This is a genomic window from Mesorhizobium sp. B2-6-1 (assembly GCF_006440475.1).
In the GTDB taxonomy this organism is placed as follows: domain Bacteria; phylum Pseudomonadota; class Alphaproteobacteria; order Rhizobiales; family Rhizobiaceae; genus Mesorhizobium.
In genome coordinates this window covers 212,198-231,838 of the sequence record NZ_VFUH01000006.1, presented here as the reverse complement: position 1 = coordinate 231,838, position 19,641 = coordinate 212,198, and the positions used below count along the sequence as shown (strand labels likewise).

Below are 19,641 nucleotides of genomic sequence, written 5' to 3'. Positions count from 1 at the left end.
CAATGACCATCAATCTGCAAAAGCCGGACATCACCGAGCTTAAGCCACGCATCACCGTGTTCGGCGTCGGCGGCGGCGGCGGCAACGCCGTCAACAACATGATCACCGCCGGTCTGCGCGGCGTCGAGTTCGTTGTCGCCAACACCGACGCGCAGGCGCTGACCATGTCGAAAGCCGACCGGCTGATCCAGCTCGGCGCGCATGTCACCGAGGGGCTGGGCGCCGGATCCCAGCCGGAAGTCGGCCGCGCGGCAGCGGAAGAATGCATCGACGAGATCATCGATCACCTGTCCAACACCCATATGTGCTTCGTCACCGCGGGCATGGGCGGCGGCACGGGCACGGGAGCGGCGCCGGTCGTGGCGCGCGCCGCCCGCGAGAAGGGCATCCTCACTGTCGGCGTCGTCACCAAGCCGTTCCATTTCGAAGGCCAGCGCCGCATGAAGACGGCGGATTTCGGCATCGAGGAGCTGCAGAAATGCGTCGACACGCTGATCGTCATCCCTAACCAGAACCTGTTCCGGCTGGCCAATGACAAGACCACCTTCGCCGACGCGTTCGCCATGGCTGACCAGGTGCTCTATTCGGGTGTAGCCTGCATCACCGACCTGATGGTCAAGGAAGGCCTGATCAATCTCGACTTCGCCGACGTTCGTTCGGTGATGCGCGAGATGGGCAAGGCGATGATGGGCACCGGCGAGGCATCGGGCGAGGGCCGCGCGATGGCGGCCGCGGAAGCCGCGATCGCCAACCCGCTGCTCGACGAGACCTCGATGAAGGGCGCCAAGGGCCTGCTGATCTCGATCACCGGCGGCCGCGACCTGACCCTGTTCGAAGTCGACGAAGCGGCGACCCGCATCCGCGAGGAGGTCGACCAGGACGCCAACATCATCCTGGGCGCCACTTTCGACGAGGAGCTCGAAGGTGTCATCCGCGTCTCGGTTGTCGCCACCGGCATCGACAAGTCGGCGGCCGAAATCGCCGCCGCTCCGATCTCGATCCGCACCGCGCCGCAGAAGCCGGCCGCCCGACCGGCCGTTGCCGCGGCGGAAAGCCGCCCCGCGCCGGTCCAGCAGGCTGCGTACGAGCCGCGCGCCGCCGATCCGGTCGCGGAAGCGATCCAACTGGCCGAAGCAAACGCCGCGGCGATGGCGCAAGCCCGTCCGGCGCCGGTTGCCCATGCGGATGATTTCCGTCCGCAGAGCAAGATCTTCCAGGCTCCGCCGGCGCAGCCGCAACCGATGGTGCAGCCCGTGGTCCAGCAGATCCAGCCGGCGCCTCAGCCGCGCGAGATCCTGCGCGAAGTCCAGCAGCCGGTCGCGATGGCTCCCCAGCGCATGCCGCGCGTCGAGGACTTTCCGCCTGTCGTGAAGGCCGAGGTCGACGCCAAGAGCCGCCCGGCCGACCATGAGAACAGCGGACCGATGGGGCTCTTGAAGCGTCTGACCAACGGCCTGACGCGCCGCGAGGAAGAGCCTGCACGCCTGCAGCCGGCGCAGCCGCGCGAGCCCAAGCTGCGTCAGGCCGCACCGGAAGTGCGCCGTCTGGCAAGCCAGGACGCGCAGCTCTACGCGCCTCGTCGCGGCCAGCTCGACGACCAAGGCCGCCTGACGCCGCAGGCCAGGGCGACTCAGGAGGACGACCAGCTGGAAATTCCGGCGTTCCTGCGTCGCCAAGCCAACTGAGCGGTTAACGGGCTGTAACAATTGTTAACAGGCAAGCAAGGAATTGCTTGCCTGTTAACGTTTAAAAGAATGCAAATTCAAGCACTTAAGAGGCTATCCATATGTCGGTTGCGGTTACAGAGAGTAAGAAACCGTGATTTGGACTATCCCTGATGGGACATTATCTTCGCTGCCTACCGTCGTCGGTTTGCCGGGATTTCGGGGGAAGTGACCTGGCCTGCCGATTTTTACAAGAGAGCCGCGCCCTCGGGCTGGAGAAGCGGACCTAGGCATTTCGGGCTTATGGGGATTGTCTTGCACGACTATCAGACGACAGTGAAGGCGCGCGCGTCGCTTACGGGCACCGGCGTTCACAGCGGCAAGGAAGTTTCCATCAGCTTTCTCCCGGCGGATGCCGACACCGGCATTGTTTTCCAGCTTTTTAGTGAGAACGGGCAAGGTCGCGAGTTCCGCGCCCTGTTTTCCGAGATCGGCGCAACCGACCTGTGCACCATGCTCGGTGATCCCTCTGGCGAGCACATCGCCACGGTCGAGCACATCATGGCGGCGCTGTTCGGGCTCGGCATCGACAATGTCATCATCGAGATCGACGGCCATGAGGTCCCTATCCTCGACGGCAGCGCCATGGCGTTCGTCGAGGCCATAGACCAGGCCGGCATCGAAACGCTGTCGGTCAAGCGGCGCTACATCCGGATCGTCAAGCCGGTCCGCATCGAGAACGGCGCCTCCTGGGCTGAGTTCAGGCCCTATGACGGCACTCGCTTCGAGGTCGAGATCGATTTCGAAAGCCCGGCGATCGGCCGGCAGCTGTTCGCGTCCGACATCAATGCGGACATTTTCCGCCGCGACATCGCGCGCGCCCGCACCTTCGGCTTCATGAAGGACGTCGAGCGGCTGTGGGCCGCCGGCTATGCGCTGGGATCCTCGCTTGAGAATTCGCTGGTCATCGGTGACGACAACCGCGTCATCAACATGGGCGGCTTGCGCTACCCCAACGAGTTCGTACGCCATAAGACGCTGGACGCCATGGGCGACCTGGCACTGGCTGGGGCCCGCTTCATCGGCTGCTTCCGCTCCTATCGTGGCGGCCATAGGCTGAATGCGGCCGCCTTGCGGCGCGTGCTGTCGGACCGTACCGCATTCGAGATCGTCGAAACGACCCGCCGCGAGCGCGGCCGTGCGGCCGAGATGAGCGCCGTCAACGCGCCTCTCTATGCGCCCTGGATGATCTGAGTCACCGCCACTTTCCGGATGCCATCGCAGCTCACTAGTGTTGCATGAATGCATCATTTGCCGGCGAAATCGCAGGGATGCTCCGGCGCGGCCCGGCCGCCACAAAAATGTTCGATTGCCTAGACATAGCGTTGCCGGGCAAGGCGGTTATGGTTTATGGCTGCTGCCGTCGACAGTGCATGTCGCCTGGAAGTGGGCACCAGTTTTGGGGAAACGATATGCAACAGGCACTGAAATAACGCCGAAAGGGCGCAATCCAATCATGTTCTTCAAGCGAGTCGGTCAATTGAAAGCGCCGCAGCGGTCCGTTTTCCTGGCGCTTTCGGTGGTTGTTCCATCGCTCTTCCTGTCTGCTTGCATGTCGTCGGAAAAAGATATCGACCTGTCGACCTATGTCGATCAGACCGAGCCGGCCGACGTTCTCTACAACCAAGGGCTCGCCAATCTGAATGCCGGACGCCTCGACGAGGCGAGCAAGAAGTTCGACGCGGTCGACCGCCAGCATCCTTATTCGGAGTGGGCCCGCAAATCGATGGTGATGGGCGCGTTCGCCGACTATCGCAAGGGCAGCTACGACGAAGCGATCTCGTCGGCCAAGCGTTATCTGACGCTGTATCCGTCAACGGATGACGCGGCTTATGCGCAGTACATCATCGGCCTTAGCTACTACCGCCAGATCAAGGACGTGACGCAGGATCAGAAGGAAGCGCGCCAGACCGTGCAGACCATGCAGGATCTCGTGACGCGCTGGCCTAATTCAGAATATGTCGATGACGCCAAGGAAAAGATCCGCTTCGCCAACGACCAACTCGCCGGCAAGGAGATGCAGATCGGCCGCTATTATCTCGAACGCCGCGAATACATCGCCGCGGTCAAGCGCTTTCGCAATGTGGTCGAGAATTATTCCAACACCCGGCATGTCGAGGAGGCGCTGGCGCGCCTGACCGAGAGCTATTATGCGATGGGCCTGACTTCGGAGGCGCAGACCGCTGCCGCCGTTCTCGGCACCAATTATCCCGACAGCCCATGGTACAAGGATTCCTACAAGCTCCTGCAGAGCAACGGGCTTGCGCCGCGCGAGAATGCCGGCTCGTGGATATCCAAGGCCGGGAAACTGATCACCGGCGCCTGATGCAGGCGTAACGATGCTTTCCAGGCTGTCGATCCGCGATATCGTCCTGATCGAGAAGCTGGATATCGACTTCCAGCCCGGTCTCTCGGTGCTGACGGGCGAGACCGGCGCCGGAAAATCCATCCTGCTCGACGCTCTGTCCTTGGCGCTTGGGGCTCGCGGTGACGCTTCCCTGGTGCGCCACGGCGCGGCACAGGGCCAGGTGATTGCCGTGTTCGACGTGCCGCGCAACCATCCGGTGCGCGCGTTGCTTGCCGAGAATGCCATCGAGGACGACGGCGACATCATCCTGCGCCGCTTGCAGACTGTGGACGGCCGCACCCGCGTCTTCGTCAACGATCAGCCGTCCAGCGTGACGCTGATGCGCGACGTCGGCCGCGCGCTGGTCGAGATCCACGGCCAGCATGACGAACGCGCCCTTGTCGATCCCGGCGCGCATCGCGACGTGCTCGACGCCTTCGGCGGCCATCTCGGCGCCGTCCGGTCGACGGCCGAGGCCTGGCGGCACTGGCGCGCCTGCGAGCAGGAGCTCTCGCGCCATCGTGCCAAGGTGGCGGCGGCGGCGCGCGAAGCGGACTACCTGCGCGCAGCGGTCACGGAGCTGACCAAGCTCGATCCGCAGCCGGGTGAGGAGACTGAGCTTGCCGACTTGCGCGCCCACATGATGCGGGCCGAGAAGATCGCCTCCGAAATCCACGACGCGCAGGACGTGCTTTCGGGTCCATCCTCGCCCTTGCCGCAACTGGCCAGCCTGCTCAGGCGGTTGCAGCGCAAGGCCGGCGAGGCCCCCGGGCTGCTCGACGAAGTGGTCAAGTCGCTGGATGAGGCGATGCTGTCGCTCGACGCGGCGCAGTCGGGTGTCGAGGCGGCTTTGCGCGCCACCGAATATGATCCACAGCGGCTGGAAAAGGCGGAAGAGCGGTTGTTTTCGCTGCGCGCGGCATCGCGCAAGCACAGCGTTGCCGTCGATGATTTGGCGCAATTGCGCGACACGATGGTTGCCGATCTTGCCGATCTCGATGCCGGCGAGGAGCGCCTTCATGGGCTGGAAAAGCAGGCGGCCGCAGCGCGCGAAGCCTATGATATCGCCGCCGCGCAGTTGTCCTCGCTTCGCCATGCCGCGGCGGTCGGGCTGACCAAGGCGGTGATGGCCGAACTGCCGGCGCTGAAGCTCGAACGCGCCGCCTTCATCGTCGAGATGAAGAGCGAGGCCGAGAGCCGCATGGAAGAGGGCATCGACCAGATCGAGTTCTGGGTGCGCACCAATCCCGGCACCCGGCCCGGGCCGATGATGAAGGTTGCTTCCGGCGGCGAGCTTTCGCGCTTCCTGCTGGCGCTGAAGGTGGCGCTGGCCGACCGGGGCTCGGCGCCAACGCTGGTCTTCGATGAAATCGACACAGGGGTGGGCGGCGCCGTCGCGGATGCCATCGGCCAGCGGCTGGCAAGATTGTCCAGGCGCGTGCAGGTGCTCTCGGTCACCCATGCGCCGCAGGTGGCGGCCCGCGCGGCGACGCACTTCCTGATCTCCAAATCCGGCAGCACCGACAAGGTCGCGACCGGCATCGCCGAAATGGACCGGGCGGCGCGCCAGGAAGAGATCGCGCGCATGCTGGCCGGCGCCACCATCACCGACGAAGCGCGCGCGGCCGCCGAGAGATTGCTGCGGGAGAATACGGCGGCTGCCTGAAAGCTCGGTTCCCGTGAAGGCGAGTCAGGATATGGCTGCATCCTGCTGTTCAGGAATGATTTTTTCGCAGGCCGGCTCCCTCCTGCCAAATCCTGATTTATAGTGGCGCCCAACCAAAGTGCGCCGCGCCTTGGTTATTGTTTTGCGCATGTCGTTGCCCCAAAATCGCACCATATTTGGGCGGCGTGCATTGGTCAGGGAAGCCGTGCGATGTCTGAAAGACCAGTCGATTCACTCAGTGAGAGCGAAGCCGAAGCGGAGCTGAAGCGCCTGGCGCAGGAGATCGCGGAGCACGACCGCCGCTACCATACCGAGGACGCGCCTGTTATCACCGACGCCGCCTATGATGCGCTGACCCGGCGCAACTTCGCCATCGAGCAGCGCTTTCCCGCCCTGGTGCGCGAGGATTCGCCATCGCGCAGGGTCGGTGCCGCGCCGGCGGAAGGCTTTGCCAAGGTGCGCCATGCCGTGCCCATGCTCAGCCTCGCCAAGGCCTATACCGACGAGGACGTCGCCGATTTCATCGAACGCGGCCGGCGCTTCTTCGACCGCGACAAGGATCTCGACATCGCCTTCACGGCCGAACCGAAGATCGACGGCCTGTCGGCCTCGCTACGTTACGAGAACGGCGTGTTCGTGCAGGGCGCAACGCGCGGCGATGGCGCTGTCGGCGAAGACATCACCGCCAATCTGAGGACCATCGCCGATATTCCCGGCAGGCTGAAAGGCTCGGGCTGGCCCGAAATCATCGAGATACGCGGCGAGGTCTACATGACCTATGCCGAATTCGAGGCGCTGAAGCAGCGCTCAGCGGCCGCCGGCGGCCAGGACTATGTCAATCCGCGCAATACGGCGGCTGGGTCGCTGCGCCAGAAGGATCCATCGGTCACCGCCAGCCGGAACCTCAAATTCTTTGCCTATGCCTGGGGCTACACGACAGCCGACCCCGCTCCGACACAATACGATTCGGTGCAGAAATTCGCGGAATGGGGCTTCAAAGTCAGCCCGCTGATGGTGCGGGCGAGGTCGGTCGGCGAACTGATCGCGCATTATCACCGCATCGAGGAACAGCGTTCTTCCTTGGGCTACGACATCGACGGCGTCGTCTACAAGGTCGACCAGCTGGAGTTGCAGCGCCGGTGGGGCTTTGTCACCGGCGAACCGCGCTGGGCCATCGCGCACAAATTTCCGGCCGAACAAGCGATGACGACCGTGCAGAAGATCGACATCCAGGTCGGGCGCACCGGCACGCTGGCGCCGGTGGCGAGGCTTGCGCCAGTGACAGTCGGGGGCGTCGTGGTCGAGAACGTCACGCTGCACAACGAAGACTATATCAAGGGTTTCGACAGCAACGGCCAGCCGATCCGCGACGGCATCGACGTGCGCATCGGCGACACCGTGGTGATCCAGCGGGCAGGGGATGTCATCCCGCAGATCGTCAGTGTCGTCGTCGACAAGCGTCCGCCGGATGCCGTGCCTTACGAATTCCCACATACTTGCCCGATCTGCGGCTCGCCGGCGACGCGCGAAATCAACGAGAAGACCGGCAAGGAGGATTCCCGCAGGCGTTGCACGGGCGAACTGATCTGCCCCGCGCAAGCCGTGGAAGGGCTGCGCCACTTCGTGTCGCGCGGGGCCATGGATATCGAGGGACTAGGCGCGGAAAACATCGACCTGTTCTTCAATGCGGGCCTGGTCAAGACGGCCGCCGACATCTTCACGCTCAGGGATCGGCGTCCCGCCGTCACCAAGGCGCTGGCCGAGCGGCGCGAGGAGCAGGCGAGGCAGCGCGAGGCGGCGTCGGGCAAGACGCGCAAGAATGTGCGCAGCGTCGAGGACCGCAACTATGAAGGGTTGGACAAGCTCTTTGCGGCGATCGATTCGCGCCGCGAACCCGAGCTCGACCGCTTCATCTTTGCGCTTGGGATCCGCCATATCGGCGAAACGACGGCGGCCGTGCTTGCCCGGACGTTTTCGACAATCGAGGAACTGATCCGCGTCGGCAAGGAGACCGCGGCGGCTGACGATCCGCATAGTGTCTTCCCGTCAATCAACGGCATCGGCGATACGGTGATCAACGCGCTGGCCGATTTCTTCGGCAATGAGCGCAATGACGACGTGCTTGAGGCGTTGCTTAAACAGGTCAGGCCGAAGCCGTATGTCGTCACCGTCTCGGCCGACAGCGTGGTCGCGGGCAAGACCGTCGTGTTCACGGGCTCGCTGGAAAAGATGACGCGTTCCGAAGCCAAGGCGATGGCCGAACGGCTGGGCGCCAAGGTGGCGGGCTCGGTTTCGGCCAAGACCGATCTGGTGGTGGCGGGGCCCGGCGCGGGCTCGAAACTCAAGCTTGCCAGTGAACTCGGCATCGAGGTCATAGACGAGGACGCGTGGCTGCAGCGGATCGGCAAGGCATGATGTCAGGCGAATTCAAGGGGTTCGGCCAGAAGGCTATTCCGTTCCTGAAGGCGCTTGATTTCCACCAGAGCCGCGAGTGGTTCGTAGAGAATCGTGACCTGTTCGAACAGGAATTGCGCGATCCGCTGGGCGATCTGGTGGAGACGCTCACACGCCGTTTCGGCGAGGCCGGGCTCGGCCTCAAGGGCGACCGCAAGAAATCACTGTTCCGGATCAACCGGGACGTGCGCTTCGCCAAGGACAAGCGGCCTTACAACCGGCATCTGTCGGCGATCCTGTCGCCCGACGGCACCAAGATGGAGCAGGGCGTGTTCTATGTCCATGTCGGGCTGGAACGCTGCTTCGCCGACATTGCCTGGTGGCAGCCCGCCCCGGAACTGTTGCTCGCCATGCGCAAGGCCATCGCGGCAAGGCCCGACAGGTTCCGCGCCCTGGTGGCCGCCTTGAAGAAGAATGGTCTTGAGTTCGAGACGGAGGGCCGCATGAAGCGCACGCCGCGGGGCTTCGAGCATGTCGGTGATTCCGATCTGGCCGAGGCCATCCGCAACCGTCATTTCTACGTCCAGCATGTCATCGATCCGGCGGGGATCCACACGGTGGCGCTGGTCGACGAGCTGGTCGATTTCACCATGTGCGCCAAGCCGCTGCTCGACTGGGGCAGGGCCATAGAGGGCAAGGTGGCGCAGGGCTAGGATTGGTCCTGGCAATCATTTCCGCTGATTGTTGGGCTCAACCGAATTCGTGTGACAAGGCGGACCACGCTACCTAGATCAGGCCATTCTCCTGGGAGTTATCCATGGTGTCGGACGCAATCTCCGGGCACGGCGCAAAGAGCGATTTCTGGCAAGGCGTGCGGCTTTCCATGCCCGTCGTTGTGGCGTCGGCGCCGTTCGCGGTGCTGTTCGGGGCGCTGGCCGTCGACAATGGCTTCTCGGTGTTCGAAGCCTTCCTGATGAGTGCGCTGATCTTCGGCGGCGCCAGCCAGATGGTCGGCATCGAGCTGTTCGGCCAGCATGTCGCGCCGTGGCTGATCGTGCTGTCGATCTTCGCCGTCAATTTTCGCCATGTGCTCTATTCCGCCGGTATCGGCCGGCGCATAGCGCACTGGCCCGTGGTCAGCCAAGCGCTCGGCTTCTTCATCCTCACCGATCCGCAATTCGCCGTCGCCGAGGCGAGGGCGCAGTCCGGCGAGACGGTCGGCTTCGCCTGGTATCTCGGGCTCGGCCTGCCAGTCTATGTATTCTGGGTGATCGAAAGCGCGCTCGGCGCGGTGTTCGGCAAGCTTATCCCCGACACGCATGCGCTGGGCATCGATTTCCTGCTGCCGATCTATTTCCTTGGCCTGGTGATGGGCTTCCGCAAGCGGCCGTTGTGGCTGCCGGTGGTCGTCGCCAGTGCTTGCGCCTCGATCGTCGCCTACAAGACGGTAGGTTCACCCTGGCACGTCTCGATCGGCGCCATCGCTGGCGTGCTGCTGGCCGTCATCCTGCCGCCCCACCACTCAGGCGTGAAGGCACGGCCATGAGCACGACGTTCTGGATCATCATCGCCGGCTCAATCGCCACATATCTTACGCGGATCGGCGGGCATCTGGTCATCTCGCGCTTCGACAACATCCATCCGCGCGTCGAGGCCGGCCTGAACGCGGTGCCGGCGGCGGTGCTGACGACATTGGTGGCGCCGGAACTGTTGAATGCCGGACCGGCGGAATGGGCGGCATTGGTTGTCACCGCTGTGGTTTCGCTGCGCGGCGGGCTGATGGCTATGTTTTTGGCTGGTGCGGCGATGCTGATCCTCGCGCGGCAGTTCGTGGGATAGAGTTCCGGGCGCGATCGTTCGAACGCTGGCGCCACCTTAGACGCACTCAAATCTTAGCGTCATGCGGTAAGGGCGCCGTTGCCTTTTCCAGCCAGGCCAGCGTCTCGCCGTCGAGCATCGGGCCGATCTCGGCCAGCACGCGGGCGTGGTAGGTGTCGAGCCAATGCAGCTCGTCGCGGGTCAACAAATCCGAGCGCACCAGCCTGACATCGATCGGCGCCAGGGTCAGCGTCTCGAAACCGTGCATGGCGATGTCGCCGCCGTCGATCTGCTCGGCCGGCGTCACCAGGATGAGGTTCTCGATGCGGATGCCGTAAGAACCTTCCTTGTAATAGCCCGGCTCGTTGGACAGCATCATGCCTTCGAGCAGCTTTTCGGTGCCCGTGCGGGCGATGCGTTGCGGGCCTTCGTGCACGGCCAGATAAGAGCCGACGCCATGGCCGGTGCCGTGGGCGAAGTCGCAGCCGTGCTTCCACAGCGCCATGCGGGCGACGGCGTCGATTTCCGAGCCGCGCGTGCCGGCGGGGAAACGCAGCGTGGAAATGCCGATCATGCCTTTCAGCACGAGCGTGAAGCGTTCGCGCATTTCCTCGGTCGGCTGGCCGATCGGCACGGTGCGGGTGATGTCGGTGGTGCCGTCCTGATATTGGGCGCCGGAATCGAGCAGGAACAGCTCGCCGGCCTGGAGCTTGCGGCTGGTGGCGCGTGAGACGCGGTAGTGCATGATGGCGCCATTCGGGCCGGCGCCCGAAATGGTGTCGAAGGAGACGTCGCGCAGCGGCATTTGCGTTTCCTCGCCGGTCTGCCGGCGCGTCTCTTCCAGCCGGGTGACGACCGCGATCTCGTCGAGAGAGCCGGGCTTCTGGCGGTCGAGCCAGCACAAAAGCTTCGCCACCGCCGCGCCATCGCGCCGATGCGCGGCGCGCGAGCCGTTGATCTCGGCCTGGTTCTTGGTGGCGCGCGGGATGCGGGCCGGGTCGGGAACGGCAATCACCTCGCCGCCATTGTCCTCGACCAGCATGCGCAGCCTGTCGGCGGCCAAAACGGGGTCTAGCGCGATTTTCGCGCCGCTCTTGGCCAGCGCCACGACCGCTGCCTCGAATTCACCGGGCTCATGGGGCTCGGCAAGCTGGGTGAGATACGCCGCAACCTGGCGCGAGAATTTTCGGCTGTCCATGAATAGCCGGTGCCGTCCGTCGGCAGCGAGGACAGCGAAGCCGAGCGCCAGCGGCGTGTGCGGTACGTCGCCGCCACGGATGTTGAAGGCCCAGGCAATCGAGGAGGGATCCGTCAGCACCGCATGGGTGGCGCCCTCCTTGCCGATCGCCGCCGCCAGCCGCGCCAGCTTGTCCTTGGCGAGCTCGCCGGCAAAACCGATGGGATGGAGTTCGACAGGAGCGACCGGTGCATCCGGCTGATCCTTCCAGATTATGTCGATCGGGTTCGCCTCGAGCGGCACCAGCACGGCGCCGGTCTTTTCGGCCGAGGCCCGCAGCGCCTTGACCTCGCCGATCGTGTGCAGCCAGGGGTCGAAGCCGAGCCGCGCGCCCTTGCCGAGGTTATCCTTGAGCCAATTTGCAGGCGGATTGTCGACCAGGCTCTCGATCGAGAAGATACCGAGATCAACCTCGCCGCGCACCTGCAGCGTGTAGCGTCCGTCGACGAAGATGAAGGCGCGGTCGCGCAGGATGATGGCAACGCCGGCGGAGCCGCTGAAGCCGGTCAGCCATTTTAGCCGCGCCGAGCGGTCGGCGACATATTCGCCCTGATGCTCGTCGGCGCGGGGAACGACAAATCCATCCAGGCCGTTTTCCGCCAGCCATTGGCGCAGCAGCGCCACGCGCGGTCTGCCGACGGCCGGATTGCCAGCGGAATCAAAGGTCTGGAACATGGTGGCGTCTCCCTCGGATAGTGCCCGACCGTAGCGCATGGAGCTGGAAACCGGAATCGATTTCAGCAGGGCCAGACGGGGCTGCGTCACCGTTTGAGATGGATCGTCACCCAGCCTTCGCGGTGCAGCGTTCTGACATGGCGAAAGCTCTGGCCGACATAGGCGGAGATCACCGCGTCGCGCTGCCGGTCGAGGATGCCTGACAGCACCAGCGAGCCGCCGAGGCTGATGTGTCGCGCCATTTCCGGCGCAAGCCGCATCAGCGGCCGCGCCAATATGTTGGCGACGATCAGGTCGAAAGGCGCACGCCTGGCAAAGATCGGATGGTGGAATCCGGGCGCGGTCACCGTCTCCACCAGCGCCTTTACGTGGTTGAGCCGCGCATTGGCGGCGGCAACGCTTACCGCCACCGGATCGATGTCGGTCGCCAGCACGGGAATATGGAAGAGCTTGGCCACAGCGATGGCCAGCACCGCGCTGCCGGTGCCGAGGTCGAGCGCGTTGCGCGGCCGCTCGCGCCGCGTCACCTTTTCCAGCATTTCCAGGCAACCGGCGGTGGTGCCGTGATGGCCGGTGCCGAAGGCCAGCCCCGCTTCGATCTCGATGGCAAGCTCGCCACTGTGGCGTTTGCGGCGATCATGCGCGCCATGCACGAAGAAACGGCCGGCACGCACCGGTTTCAGCCCTTCCAGCGAGCGCGCCACCCAGTCGATATCGGGCAAGGTCTCGCGCTCGACCGGCCTGGACAGGGCTAGCCCTGCCAGAACGTCCTTCACCCGCGCCTCGACCGCATCGACATCGCCGTCGGCATAGAGAGAGACTTCATGAATGTCCGCGTCCTCATCGACCTCCAGCACGGCGATTGGCAAGCCTTCGTCCTCGAAGGCGGCATCGAGGGCGGCGAAAATTCTGGTGGATTCGATCTTGCCGGCGGTGAAATGGAGCCGCGTCTGGGTCATGAATTTCGCATCAGCCCTTGGCCGCGAGGCGTTTGAGCTTTTCCACGGCGGTGTCGGCGCTTTCGCCATAGGCGATCGTGCCGGCGAAATCGCCCTTGCCGTTGAGCAGCAGCACCGAGGCGGTATGGTCCATCGTGTAGTCGCCGTCGCCGGTGTCGACCTTCTTCCAGTAGATGCCGAAGGACTTCGCCATGGCGTGGACTTTGTCCGGGTCGCCCGATATGCCGGTGATGCGGTCAGAGAAATTGCTGACATAGGCGTTCATGACCGCGGGGGTGTCGCGCTCCGGATCGACCGAGACGAAGTAGGCATGCAGGTTCTTGCCATCGTCACCAAGCGTCTTCAGCCAGCCGGACAGTTCGAACAGCGTGGTCGGGCAGACCTCTGGGCAATGGGTGAAGCCGAAGAAGACGACGCTGGGGTGGCCCCGGAAGGCGGCTTCGGTGATCGGCGCGCCTTTCTGGTCGACCAGCGTAAAGGCGGCACCGAAAGGCTCGCCGCCATAGTGGCCGCGATACCAGTCGAAGGTCAGCCAGCCTATGCCGGCCGCCATCAGGACGAGAATGCCGACCAGTATTGAGCGCATCATCCGCAGGATTCCGTCTTGTAATTTCATCGGCATGCCGGCCATGGCCAGGCAGCCCTCGGTTCGGCGAACAGTCTTAGCGGTTCGACCGGGTACACGCAAAGGTGCCGCGTTGACGCAACCGGCCATGACCTATGCCGGCGTTTTGATCGGGGCCGCCGGCTTGCAATGCAACGTCCTTCGCCCCACCTGAGACCGGCAAACTTGAACCTCGGAGGCTATCTTGCAACGACTGATTGGGCGAAATCTGATCGGCGGCGCCCTGGCCGCGTGCGTTGTCCTTGGCGCCGGTGCCGCAGTCGCCGATGAAGTCGGCAAGGTCGGCGTCGACTGGCTCGGCAACGACATCATCGTCGAAGCGATCAAGGACCCGAAGGTGGACGGCGTCACCTGCCACGTGTCCTATTTCGACCGCGGCATCATCGACCGCCTGCACAAGGGCAACTGGTTCGAGGATCCTTCCGATTCCTCGATTTCGTGCCGCCAGACCGGTCCGATCACCATCGGCGACATCGACATGAGCGAAGGCGGCGAGGAGGTGTTCAAGCAAGGCATCAGCCTGATCTGGAAGAAGCAGGTGGTGAACCGCATCTACGACAAGGCCAACGAGACGCTGATCTACCTCTCGCATTCGCGCCAGGTGCAGAACGGCTCGGCCAAGATGTCGGTCACCACCGTGCCGCTCTACGGCCAGAACGTGGTGTGGACCAAGGGCAAGCCGAAATAGATGTTCTTTCGTGCAATTGACCTGACCGACAATTGCTCCCGGCTTGCGAGAGCTATTGCTCTGACGTAAAGCCGCCCGCATGGACCGTTCCGAAAATCTCGTGCTGAAAGATCCTGAGCCGCGTATCCATCCGACGGCGGAGCTGAAAGCATGCAAGCTCGGTCGCTACGCCTCGATCGGCGAGCGGGTGGTGCTGCGCGAAGTGAGCGTCGGCGATTTTTCCTATTTCGAGCGGCACGCCGAGGCGATCTACACGAACATCGGCAAATTCTGCTCGATTGCCGCCAACAGCCGCATCAATGCGCTGGATCATCCGATCGAGCGACTGACCCAGCACAAGGTCAGCTACCGGCCCAACGAATATTTCCGCTGGCTGGGCGTCGATGCCGTCTTCCGCGAACGGCGCCAGGCGAAGGCGGTGAGCATCGGCCATGACGTGTGGATCGGCCACGGGGCCGTGATCATGCCCGGCCTCACCATCGGCAATGGCGCCGTCGTCGGCGCCAATGCCGTCGTCACGCATGACGTGCCGCCCTATACGATCGTCGCCGGGGTGCCGGCCAAGCCGCTTCGGCCGCGCTTCGCAGCCGATGTCGCGGCGCGGATCGAGGCTCTCGCCTGGTGGGACTGGCCGGTCGAAAAGCTCGCCAGCGCCGTTCCCGACATGCAGGCCATGACCATCGAGACCTTCCTGGACCGCTGGGAAAATCACGCCGCGTGAGTGACGCCGGCGCGGCTGAAGAGCACGCGCATTTGCGCCAAAGGCGCGCTTCAGGGAACCACTGTGCGAGCGCTCCGGACTGAACCCCTTCCGTCATGCGGGGGTGGCGCAACGGAAGGGGCTGGAGGTAAACCGCTGTGAAGCGGAAGGAACAGGCCTGTTTTGCCTGCACCGTTACTGTGACACCAAACCGATAAAGTGTGTTGTCCTTCCGATTCCCTTGACGCGTGCATTCGATTGCGGCGGTTGTATTTCTTTCCGATGGGAACCCGATATGGCCGCCGGTTGTTCCTTCCGGCGTACCGCACGGCGCGGCGCTGTTTGAGGGACCCCATGATCGAGAAGCTCTTCACCAAAATCGCCAACCGGGTAGCCCACCTTGCGGGGCTGTCGCCGACATTCGCACTCTGCTGCCTGATCGTCATCATCTGGGCAGTAAGCGGCCCACTCTTCGCCTTCTCGGACACTTGGCAACTGGTGATCAACACCGGGACGACGATCATCACCTTCCTGATGGTGTTTCTCATCCAAAACACCCAGAATCGAGACGGCGCGGCAATCCAGGCCAAACTGGACGAGTTGATCCGGGTCAGCGAAGCCAAGAACACCTTCATCGGTATCGAGCATCTGACCGAAGCCGAGGTCCAGGAGATCCGTGCCAAATGCGAGCGGGCAGCGAAGCGGCATGACGAGAAAATCGCGGCCGAAGCTGCCAAGAAAGCCGTGGCGTCAAAGAGCAAACCGAAAAAGCAGGTGGCTCGAAGCACCGGCTGAAACCGGTTAACCCCCAAGGGTTCCGTCGTTGCTCGAATGCGACCCGATCCGAACACCGGCTCTCATTTTTCGGACATGCTCATTGCTTCATGAATGCCGCGAAGGCATCCTTGTGGTCGGGGTGCCAGCGCGACAGAGCAGGGCGGTTTTCGATGATGTCGCCGATCGCCCAGGCCATGCGTTTCTCATCCAGCGGACGCGTCACCTCGTTGTCAGGGCACAGGATGTAGAAGTCGCGCTTTGTCAGGGATTCCAGCATGAAGTCAATGACCTGTTCGCCGGTCCAGGCGCCGGCCGGCTTCTCGGTCGCACCCTCGGTCAGGCCGGTATAGGTGAAGCCCGGGATCAGCAGATGCGCCGACAGATGGGCACCCGGTTCGTTGCGCAGGGCATGCGCCAGTCCCTCGGTAAAGGTCTTCACGCCGGCCTTGGAGACGTTGTAGGCAAGGTTTCCAGGCGGCGTGGTGATGCCTTGCTTGGAGCCGGTGTTGACGATTAGGCCCGGCTGGCGGGCCGCCAGCATGCGGGGCACGAAGGCTTCGACGCCATGCACGACACCCAAGAAATTGATGTCCAGCAGCTGCTTCCAAGCGTCGCGGTTCTCCCACGGCTTACCCGGGTTGTTGCCGACACCAGCATTGTTCATCAGCAGCGACACATTGCCGAAGGCGCCAAAGGCTCTTTCGGCGAGACGATCCACGTCTTGTGCCTTCGAAACATCGGCGGCGACGGCCAGCACGGCATCGTCGCCGGCGATCGCGGACACAATACGGGCCGCATCCTCAAGACGCGGGCCGGCGACATCGGCAAGCACGATCTTCATGCCCATGAGAGCCAGCCGCTTCGCGGCGGCAAGACCAATGCCGCTGGCAGCGCCGGTAATGACTGCGGCATTGCCCGAACCAAGCGCGGGCAAAGCGGTCTGGAGTTCTGCGTCGGTCAGCATGGGCGGCGGATTCCTTCTTGCGATGGCGCCGAACTTAGCGCCGGAGCGGGCTGGCGCAAGCCTCCACGCGCCTGGCTGCGCTTCAGCAGCCGGCATGGGCCGGGTTGACCGGTCCAGCCGAGACTGCGCATGGTGCCTCGCAAAAAGGAGATTTCCCGATTGACGGACTGGATCGAAATCCTGAAGCAGCAGACCACCATCGGCGATCAGATGAACCGCGAAGTGCCGCAGATGCTGGCAAACCCCGAGATCAACGAAGCACAGGTGAAGACGCTGTTTTCCGCCTTGGAAAAACAGGCGGATTTCGTCGAGAAGCTGCGCATGGCGCTGGAAAAGTTCGGCCATGACTTTGCGGTCATCAAGGCGGCGGAACGGCTGGAAGAGCGCTACGCCGATCTTGCCGCGTCGGTGGCCGAGAAGCTGAAAGCGATGCGCGAATAGATCCCTATTTTTCGATCACGCGTGCGAAACGCCGGTCCGGCACAAGCCAGACCAGGGCAACCAGTACATAGATCGCGACGCCGATCCACTGGCTGATGAAGGTCAGCGGGATGGCGCAGAGATAGGCGACAAGCGAGATCTTGCCCTTGCGGTCGTTGCCGATCGCCCTGGCAAAGGCCGTATCGTTGCCGTGCAATCGGTGAAGCGTCACGACGAGAATGAAGTAGGCGATGGCGCACAGCGCAAGATCGGCGCCGTAGACGGCGACCGGCACCGGCGCGAAATGGTTTTCGCCCATGAAGGCCGTCGTCACCGGCATCAGCGACAGCCAGAACAGGAGATTGAGGTTCGCCCACAACACGCGGCCGTCGACCCGCTGCACGGTGTGGAACATATTGTGCAAATTGTTCCAGTAAAGGCCGACGTTGATGAAGGACAGCACGTAGCTGAAGAAGATCGGCCATAGCGGCAGCAAGGCCGAGAGATCCTCGCCGTGCGGCACCTTCAGTTCAAGCACCATGATGGTGATGATGATGGCCACGACGCCGTCGGTGAATGCCTCGACCCTGCCTTTGCCCATGATTTGCGCCCTATGTCCGGTGTCGATCGTTGAAGATGGTAAATCGTTAGCTGATGTTGTCAGGCCGATAAACGCCATCCGGGGAATTTCTCAACTATATCAGGGGAAACTCTCCCGCCAGGCCGGCTCGCGGCAATGGTTTGCTGTGGCAAATTGTTGACTTTTCTTGCCACAGTCCTCCATCGAAGACAGCCTCGGCTGAATCACATAAGGCCGAGCGATCGAATGGAGTGACTGATGAGATTTCGATTTCTGCTCTGCCTCGCGACCATTCTGGCCGCCATCCTCGGCACGTCGGCCGCCGCGTTCGCCTACAGCGCCCACACCACCACCAACCTCAACGTGCGCTCCGGGCCCGGGGCGGGATATGCCAAGGTGGGGACGCTGCCAGTCGGCTACAGGGTGAACGTCACCGGCTGCCAGCCGGGTTGGTGCAGAATCCATGGCGGCGGCCTCAGCGGCTGGGCCAGTTCCGGCTATCTCTCGCGGGCCCATGTCGTTCGCCCGCCAGTGATCATCGTGCGCCCGCCGCATCGTCCGCCGCACTGGCAGCATCGGCCGCACCGTCCTCCGCACCATCGCCCGCCGCACAAACCGCGTCCCGGCAAGTGCAAGATCGCACCGGGTTTCTCCTGCAAATAGCGGTTTTTAGCGGGGTCACACGACAGGATGTCGTGACGGATCGGAACCATCGGCTCCGATTCGGGCCTGTTCAGGCGGCGGGTTTCGGGGCAACGTCCGTCATGCTGTCAGGAGCCCGCCGGCCGGCCGGAACGTCGGGAGTAAGGGCGCGTTAAGGTCGCGATCCCTGAACCGATGAAGAGGTTTGGCCATGGCCATTCGTGACTTGGCGCATACGCGCAACGAAGCAGGCGGCGAGGCTCTCGCAATTCCGGTGGTTGCCACAATGATCGCCGTTCTGTTTGCCGGCAGCACGGTGCTGACGCCGCTGTACATCATCTACAAGCAGCAATTCGGCTTTTCACAGATCACGCTGACGCTGGTCTACGCGGTCTATGTCGTCGGCAATCTCGGCGCCCTGCTGATGTTGGGCGGCGCGTCGGATGTCGTTGGGCGCCGGCCTGCCGCTCTCGTGGCCATGATCGTCGCCGTCGCCAGCGCGCTTGTCTTTCTGTTCGCCAACAATGTCGTTCTGCTCGATGTGGCGCGCGTCCTGAGCGGGCTTGGCATCGGTGTCGGCGCGGGGACCGGAACGGCATGGATCGCCGAGCTTCTCCCCGGCGCTGACAAGGCGCGCGCCAGCGTCATTGCCACCAGCACCAATTTCCTGGGCCTCGGTTTCGGCGCACTCGTTTCGGGACTGCTGGCGCAGTATGAACCGTGGCCCTTGCGCCTGGTCTTCATCGTTTATCTGGCGGCGCTTGTGATCGTCTCCATCCTGGTCTGGCGTACACGCGAAACGGTGGCGGAGCCTGGCGGCCTCGGGCAGATTTCCATGCGGCCGCACTTTGCCGTGCCGGATGAAATCCGCGCGCGCTTCGTCGCGCCGGCGGTGACCGGTTTCGGCGCCATGGCGCTGGTCGGCTTCTATGCCGCGGTGGCGCCAAGCATCCTGGCGCAGCAACTGCACGAGACGAACCATGCTGTCGCCGGTGCGCTGTTCTTCGAATTGGCGATCATCACCGCGCTCAGCATCGTAGCGCTGAAGCAAATGCAGAGCGGCAAGGCCATGCTGGCCGCGCTGACGTTGATGATTCCCAGCATCCTCATGGTGGTGGCGGCGCAGATGCTGGCGTCGATGGCGCTGATGATCGCCGCCACCGCCTGCTGCGGCGTGACGGCCGCACTCGGCTATCGTGGCAGCCTGCAGGTGGTGAACGAGATCGCACCGGAGGATCGCCGCGCCGAAGTGGTATCCAGCTTCTTCATCTGCTGCTTTATCGGCAATGCCTTGCCCGTCATCGGTATTGGCATCATCTCGACCTATGCCAGCCCCATCGCGGCCAGCCTGGCGTTCGCCGGCATGATCATCGTGTTTGCGCTGGTCGCGCTGGGCTTTGGGTTGAAAAACAGGCCTTGAGAGCG

Annotated in this window: 19 protein-coding genes; 14 read left to right on the top strand and 5 right to left on the bottom strand. The window is 63.5% G+C overall.

Features of this window, described 5'->3' with window-relative positions:
- The first annotated feature begins 2 nt into the window (after window positions 1-2).
- The 8 genes from ftsZ (at window position 3) to FJ443_RS15275 (ending at window position 9,970) form a co-directional block, all read left to right on the top strand.
- Window positions 3-1,685 (top strand): cell division protein FtsZ, encoded by a 1,683-nt coding sequence (gene ftsZ / locus FJ443_RS15310; protein ID WP_140580006.1) that lies wholly within the window; start codon window positions 3-5, stop codon window positions 1,683-1,685.
- A gap of 282 nt (window positions 1,686-1,967) precedes the next feature.
- A complete protein-coding gene (lpxC, locus tag FJ443_RS15305) occupies window positions 1,968-2,918 on the top strand; it encodes a UDP-3-O-acyl-N-acetylglucosamine deacetylase (RefSeq protein WP_140521209.1) in 951 nt (316 codons plus the stop codon).
- A 262-nt stretch (window positions 2,919-3,180) separates the two neighbouring features.
- A complete protein-coding gene (locus FJ443_RS15300; protein WP_140495233.1) occupies window positions 3,181-4,050 on the top strand; it encodes an outer membrane protein assembly factor BamD in 870 nt (289 codons plus the stop codon).
- Between the two features lie 13 nt (window positions 4,051-4,063).
- Window positions 4,064-5,737 carry a DNA repair protein RecN gene (recN, locus tag FJ443_RS15295; protein WP_140516585.1) on the top strand — a complete coding sequence of 558 codons (1,674 nt, stop codon included), beginning with the start codon at window positions 4,064-4,066 and terminating at the stop codon, window positions 5,735-5,737.
- Window positions 5,738-5,947: 210 nt separating this feature from the next.
- Window positions 5,948-8,152, top strand: coding sequence for an NAD-dependent DNA ligase LigA (gene ligA / locus FJ443_RS15290; RefSeq protein ID WP_140521206.1), 2,205 nt, complete (start codon window positions 5,948-5,950; stop codon window positions 8,150-8,152).
- Window positions 8,152-8,844 (top strand): TIGR02453 family protein, encoded by a 693-nt coding sequence (locus FJ443_RS15285; RefSeq protein ID WP_140664803.1) that lies wholly within the window; start codon window positions 8,152-8,154, stop codon window positions 8,842-8,844. Before ligA ends, FJ443_RS15285 begins: the two co-directional genes overlap by 1 nt.
- Window positions 8,845-8,948: 104 nt before the next feature.
- A complete protein-coding gene (locus FJ443_RS15280; RefSeq protein WP_140516581.1) occupies window positions 8,949-9,677 on the top strand; it encodes an AzlC family ABC transporter permease in 729 nt (242 codons plus the stop codon).
- Window positions 9,674-9,970 carry an AzlD family protein gene (locus tag FJ443_RS15275; protein WP_140516579.1) on the top strand — a complete coding sequence of 99 codons (297 nt, stop codon included), beginning with the start codon at window positions 9,674-9,676 and terminating at the stop codon, window positions 9,968-9,970. Before FJ443_RS15280 ends, FJ443_RS15275 begins: the two co-directional genes overlap by 4 nt.
- A gap of 46 nt (window positions 9,971-10,016) precedes the next feature.
- Here the strand turns inward: FJ443_RS15275 and FJ443_RS15270 are convergent, their stop codons facing one another.
- The 3 genes from FJ443_RS15270 to FJ443_RS15260 form a co-directional block, all read right to left on the bottom strand.
- Complete coding sequence (locus tag FJ443_RS15270; protein ID WP_140664726.1) at window positions 10,017-11,861, bottom strand: aminopeptidase P family protein; 1,845 nt, start codon at window positions 11,859-11,861, stop codon at window positions 10,017-10,019.
- An 86-nt stretch (window positions 11,862-11,947) separates the two neighbouring features.
- The gene (locus FJ443_RS15265) at window positions 11,948-12,820 is read right to left on the bottom strand and encodes a 50S ribosomal protein L11 methyltransferase (protein WP_140630930.1); all 873 of its coding nucleotides are present in this window, start codon (window positions 12,818-12,820) and stop codon (window positions 11,948-11,950) included.
- Window positions 12,821-12,830: 10 nt separating this feature from the next.
- Window positions 12,831-13,409 carry an SCO family protein gene (locus FJ443_RS15260; protein ID WP_140495247.1) on the bottom strand — a complete coding sequence of 193 codons (579 nt, stop codon included), beginning with the start codon at window positions 13,407-13,409 and terminating at the stop codon, window positions 12,831-12,833.
- A gap of 220 nt (window positions 13,410-13,629) precedes the next feature.
- On the opposite strand from FJ443_RS15260, the gene FJ443_RS15255 reads away from it, so the two are divergent.
- The 3 genes from FJ443_RS15255 (at window position 13,630) to FJ443_RS15245 (ending at window position 15,628) form a co-directional block, all read left to right on the top strand.
- Entirely contained in the window at window positions 13,630-14,133 is a 504-nt protein-coding gene (locus FJ443_RS15255) for a CreA family protein (protein ID WP_181168350.1), read from the top strand.
- Between the two features lie 79 nt (window positions 14,134-14,212).
- Window positions 14,213-14,854, top strand: coding sequence for a DapH/DapD/GlmU-related protein (locus tag FJ443_RS15250; RefSeq protein WP_140516571.1), 642 nt, complete (start codon window positions 14,213-14,215; stop codon window positions 14,852-14,854).
- A gap of 333 nt (window positions 14,855-15,187) precedes the next feature.
- The gene (locus FJ443_RS15245; protein ID WP_181173455.1) at window positions 15,188-15,628 is read left to right on the top strand and encodes a low affinity iron permease family protein; all 441 of its coding nucleotides are present in this window, start codon (window positions 15,188-15,190) and stop codon (window positions 15,626-15,628) included.
- A gap of 79 nt (window positions 15,629-15,707) precedes the next feature.
- Here the strand turns inward: FJ443_RS15245 and FJ443_RS15240 are convergent, their stop codons facing one another.
- Window positions 15,708-16,574 carry an SDR family NAD(P)-dependent oxidoreductase gene (locus tag FJ443_RS15240; RefSeq protein WP_140664724.1) on the bottom strand — a complete coding sequence of 289 codons (867 nt, stop codon included), beginning with the start codon at window positions 16,572-16,574 and terminating at the stop codon, window positions 15,708-15,710.
- 159 nt (window positions 16,575-16,733) lie between these two features.
- Between FJ443_RS15240 and FJ443_RS15235 the strand changes: the two genes are divergently transcribed.
- The gene (locus FJ443_RS15235; protein WP_140557550.1) at window positions 16,734-17,015 is read left to right on the top strand and encodes a hypothetical protein; all 282 of its coding nucleotides are present in this window, start codon (window positions 16,734-16,736) and stop codon (window positions 17,013-17,015) included.
- Window positions 17,016-17,019: 4 nt separating this feature from the next.
- On the opposite strand, the gene FJ443_RS15230 is transcribed toward FJ443_RS15235, so the two are convergent.
- On the bottom strand, window positions 17,020-17,595 hold the full coding sequence (locus FJ443_RS15230; protein WP_140495258.1) for a TMEM175 family protein: 576 nt from the start codon (window positions 17,593-17,595) through the stop codon (window positions 17,020-17,022).
- 237 nt (window positions 17,596-17,832) lie between these two features.
- Between FJ443_RS15230 and FJ443_RS15225 the strand changes: the two genes are divergently transcribed.
- Together FJ443_RS15225 and FJ443_RS15220 are read left to right on the top strand one after the other, a co-directional pair.
- Window positions 17,833-18,237 carry an SH3 domain-containing protein gene (locus FJ443_RS15225; protein ID WP_140557552.1) on the top strand — a complete coding sequence of 135 codons (405 nt, stop codon included), beginning with the start codon at window positions 17,833-17,835 and terminating at the stop codon, window positions 18,235-18,237.
- Between the two features lie 190 nt (window positions 18,238-18,427).
- Window positions 18,428-19,636, top strand: coding sequence for an MFS transporter (locus tag FJ443_RS15220; RefSeq protein ID WP_140664721.1), 1,209 nt, complete (start codon window positions 18,428-18,430; stop codon window positions 19,634-19,636).
- Window positions 19,637-19,641 lie beyond the last annotated feature (5 nt).

What these genes read in the sequence shown, in the direction of transcription:
- ftsZ (WP_140580006.1), top strand. Translation starts at nt 3, where the DNA reads ATGACCATCAATCTGCAAAAGCCGGACATCACCGAGCTTAAGCCACGC.
- lpxC (WP_140521209.1), top strand. Translation starts at nt 1,968, where the DNA reads ATGGGGATTGTCTTGCACGACTATCAGACGACAGTGAAGGCGCGCGCG.
- FJ443_RS15300 (WP_140495233.1), top strand. Translation starts at nt 3,181, where the DNA reads ATGTTCTTCAAGCGAGTCGGTCAATTGAAAGCGCCGCAGCGGTCCGTT.
- recN (WP_140516585.1), top strand. Translation starts at nt 4,064, where the DNA reads ATGCTTTCCAGGCTGTCGATCCGCGATATCGTCCTGATCGAGAAGCTG.
- ligA (WP_140521206.1), top strand. Translation starts at nt 5,948, where the DNA reads ATGTCTGAAAGACCAGTCGATTCACTCAGTGAGAGCGAAGCCGAAGCG.
- FJ443_RS15285 (WP_140664803.1), top strand. Translation starts at nt 8,152, where the DNA reads ATGTCAGGCGAATTCAAGGGGTTCGGCCAGAAGGCTATTCCGTTCCTG.
- FJ443_RS15280 (WP_140516581.1), top strand. Translation starts at nt 8,949, where the DNA reads ATGGTGTCGGACGCAATCTCCGGGCACGGCGCAAAGAGCGATTTCTGG.
- FJ443_RS15275 (WP_140516579.1), top strand. Translation starts at nt 9,674, where the DNA reads ATGAGCACGACGTTCTGGATCATCATCGCCGGCTCAATCGCCACATAT.
- FJ443_RS15270 (WP_140664726.1), bottom strand. Translation starts at nt 11,861, where the DNA reads ATGTTCCAGACCTTTGATTCCGCTGGCAATCCGGCCGTCGGCAGACCG.
- FJ443_RS15265 (WP_140630930.1), bottom strand. Translation starts at nt 12,820, where the DNA reads ATGACCCAGACGCGGCTCCATTTCACCGCCGGCAAGATCGAATCCACC.
- FJ443_RS15260 (WP_140495247.1), bottom strand. Translation starts at nt 13,409, where the DNA reads ATGATGCGCTCAATACTGGTCGGCATTCTCGTCCTGATGGCGGCCGGC.
- FJ443_RS15250 (WP_140516571.1), top strand. Translation starts at nt 14,213, where the DNA reads ATGGACCGTTCCGAAAATCTCGTGCTGAAAGATCCTGAGCCGCGTATC.
- FJ443_RS15245 (WP_181173455.1), top strand. Translation starts at nt 15,188, where the DNA reads ATGATCGAGAAGCTCTTCACCAAAATCGCCAACCGGGTAGCCCACCTT.
- FJ443_RS15240 (WP_140664724.1), bottom strand. Translation starts at nt 16,574, where the DNA reads ATGCTGACCGACGCAGAACTCCAGACCGCTTTGCCCGCGCTTGGTTCG.
- FJ443_RS15230 (WP_140495258.1), bottom strand. Translation starts at nt 17,595, where the DNA reads ATGGGCAAAGGCAGGGTCGAGGCATTCACCGACGGCGTCGTGGCCATC.
- FJ443_RS15225 (WP_140557552.1), top strand. Translation starts at nt 17,833, where the DNA reads ATGAGATTTCGATTTCTGCTCTGCCTCGCGACCATTCTGGCCGCCATC.
- FJ443_RS15220 (WP_140664721.1), top strand. Translation starts at nt 18,428, where the DNA reads ATGGCCATTCGTGACTTGGCGCATACGCGCAACGAAGCAGGCGGCGAG.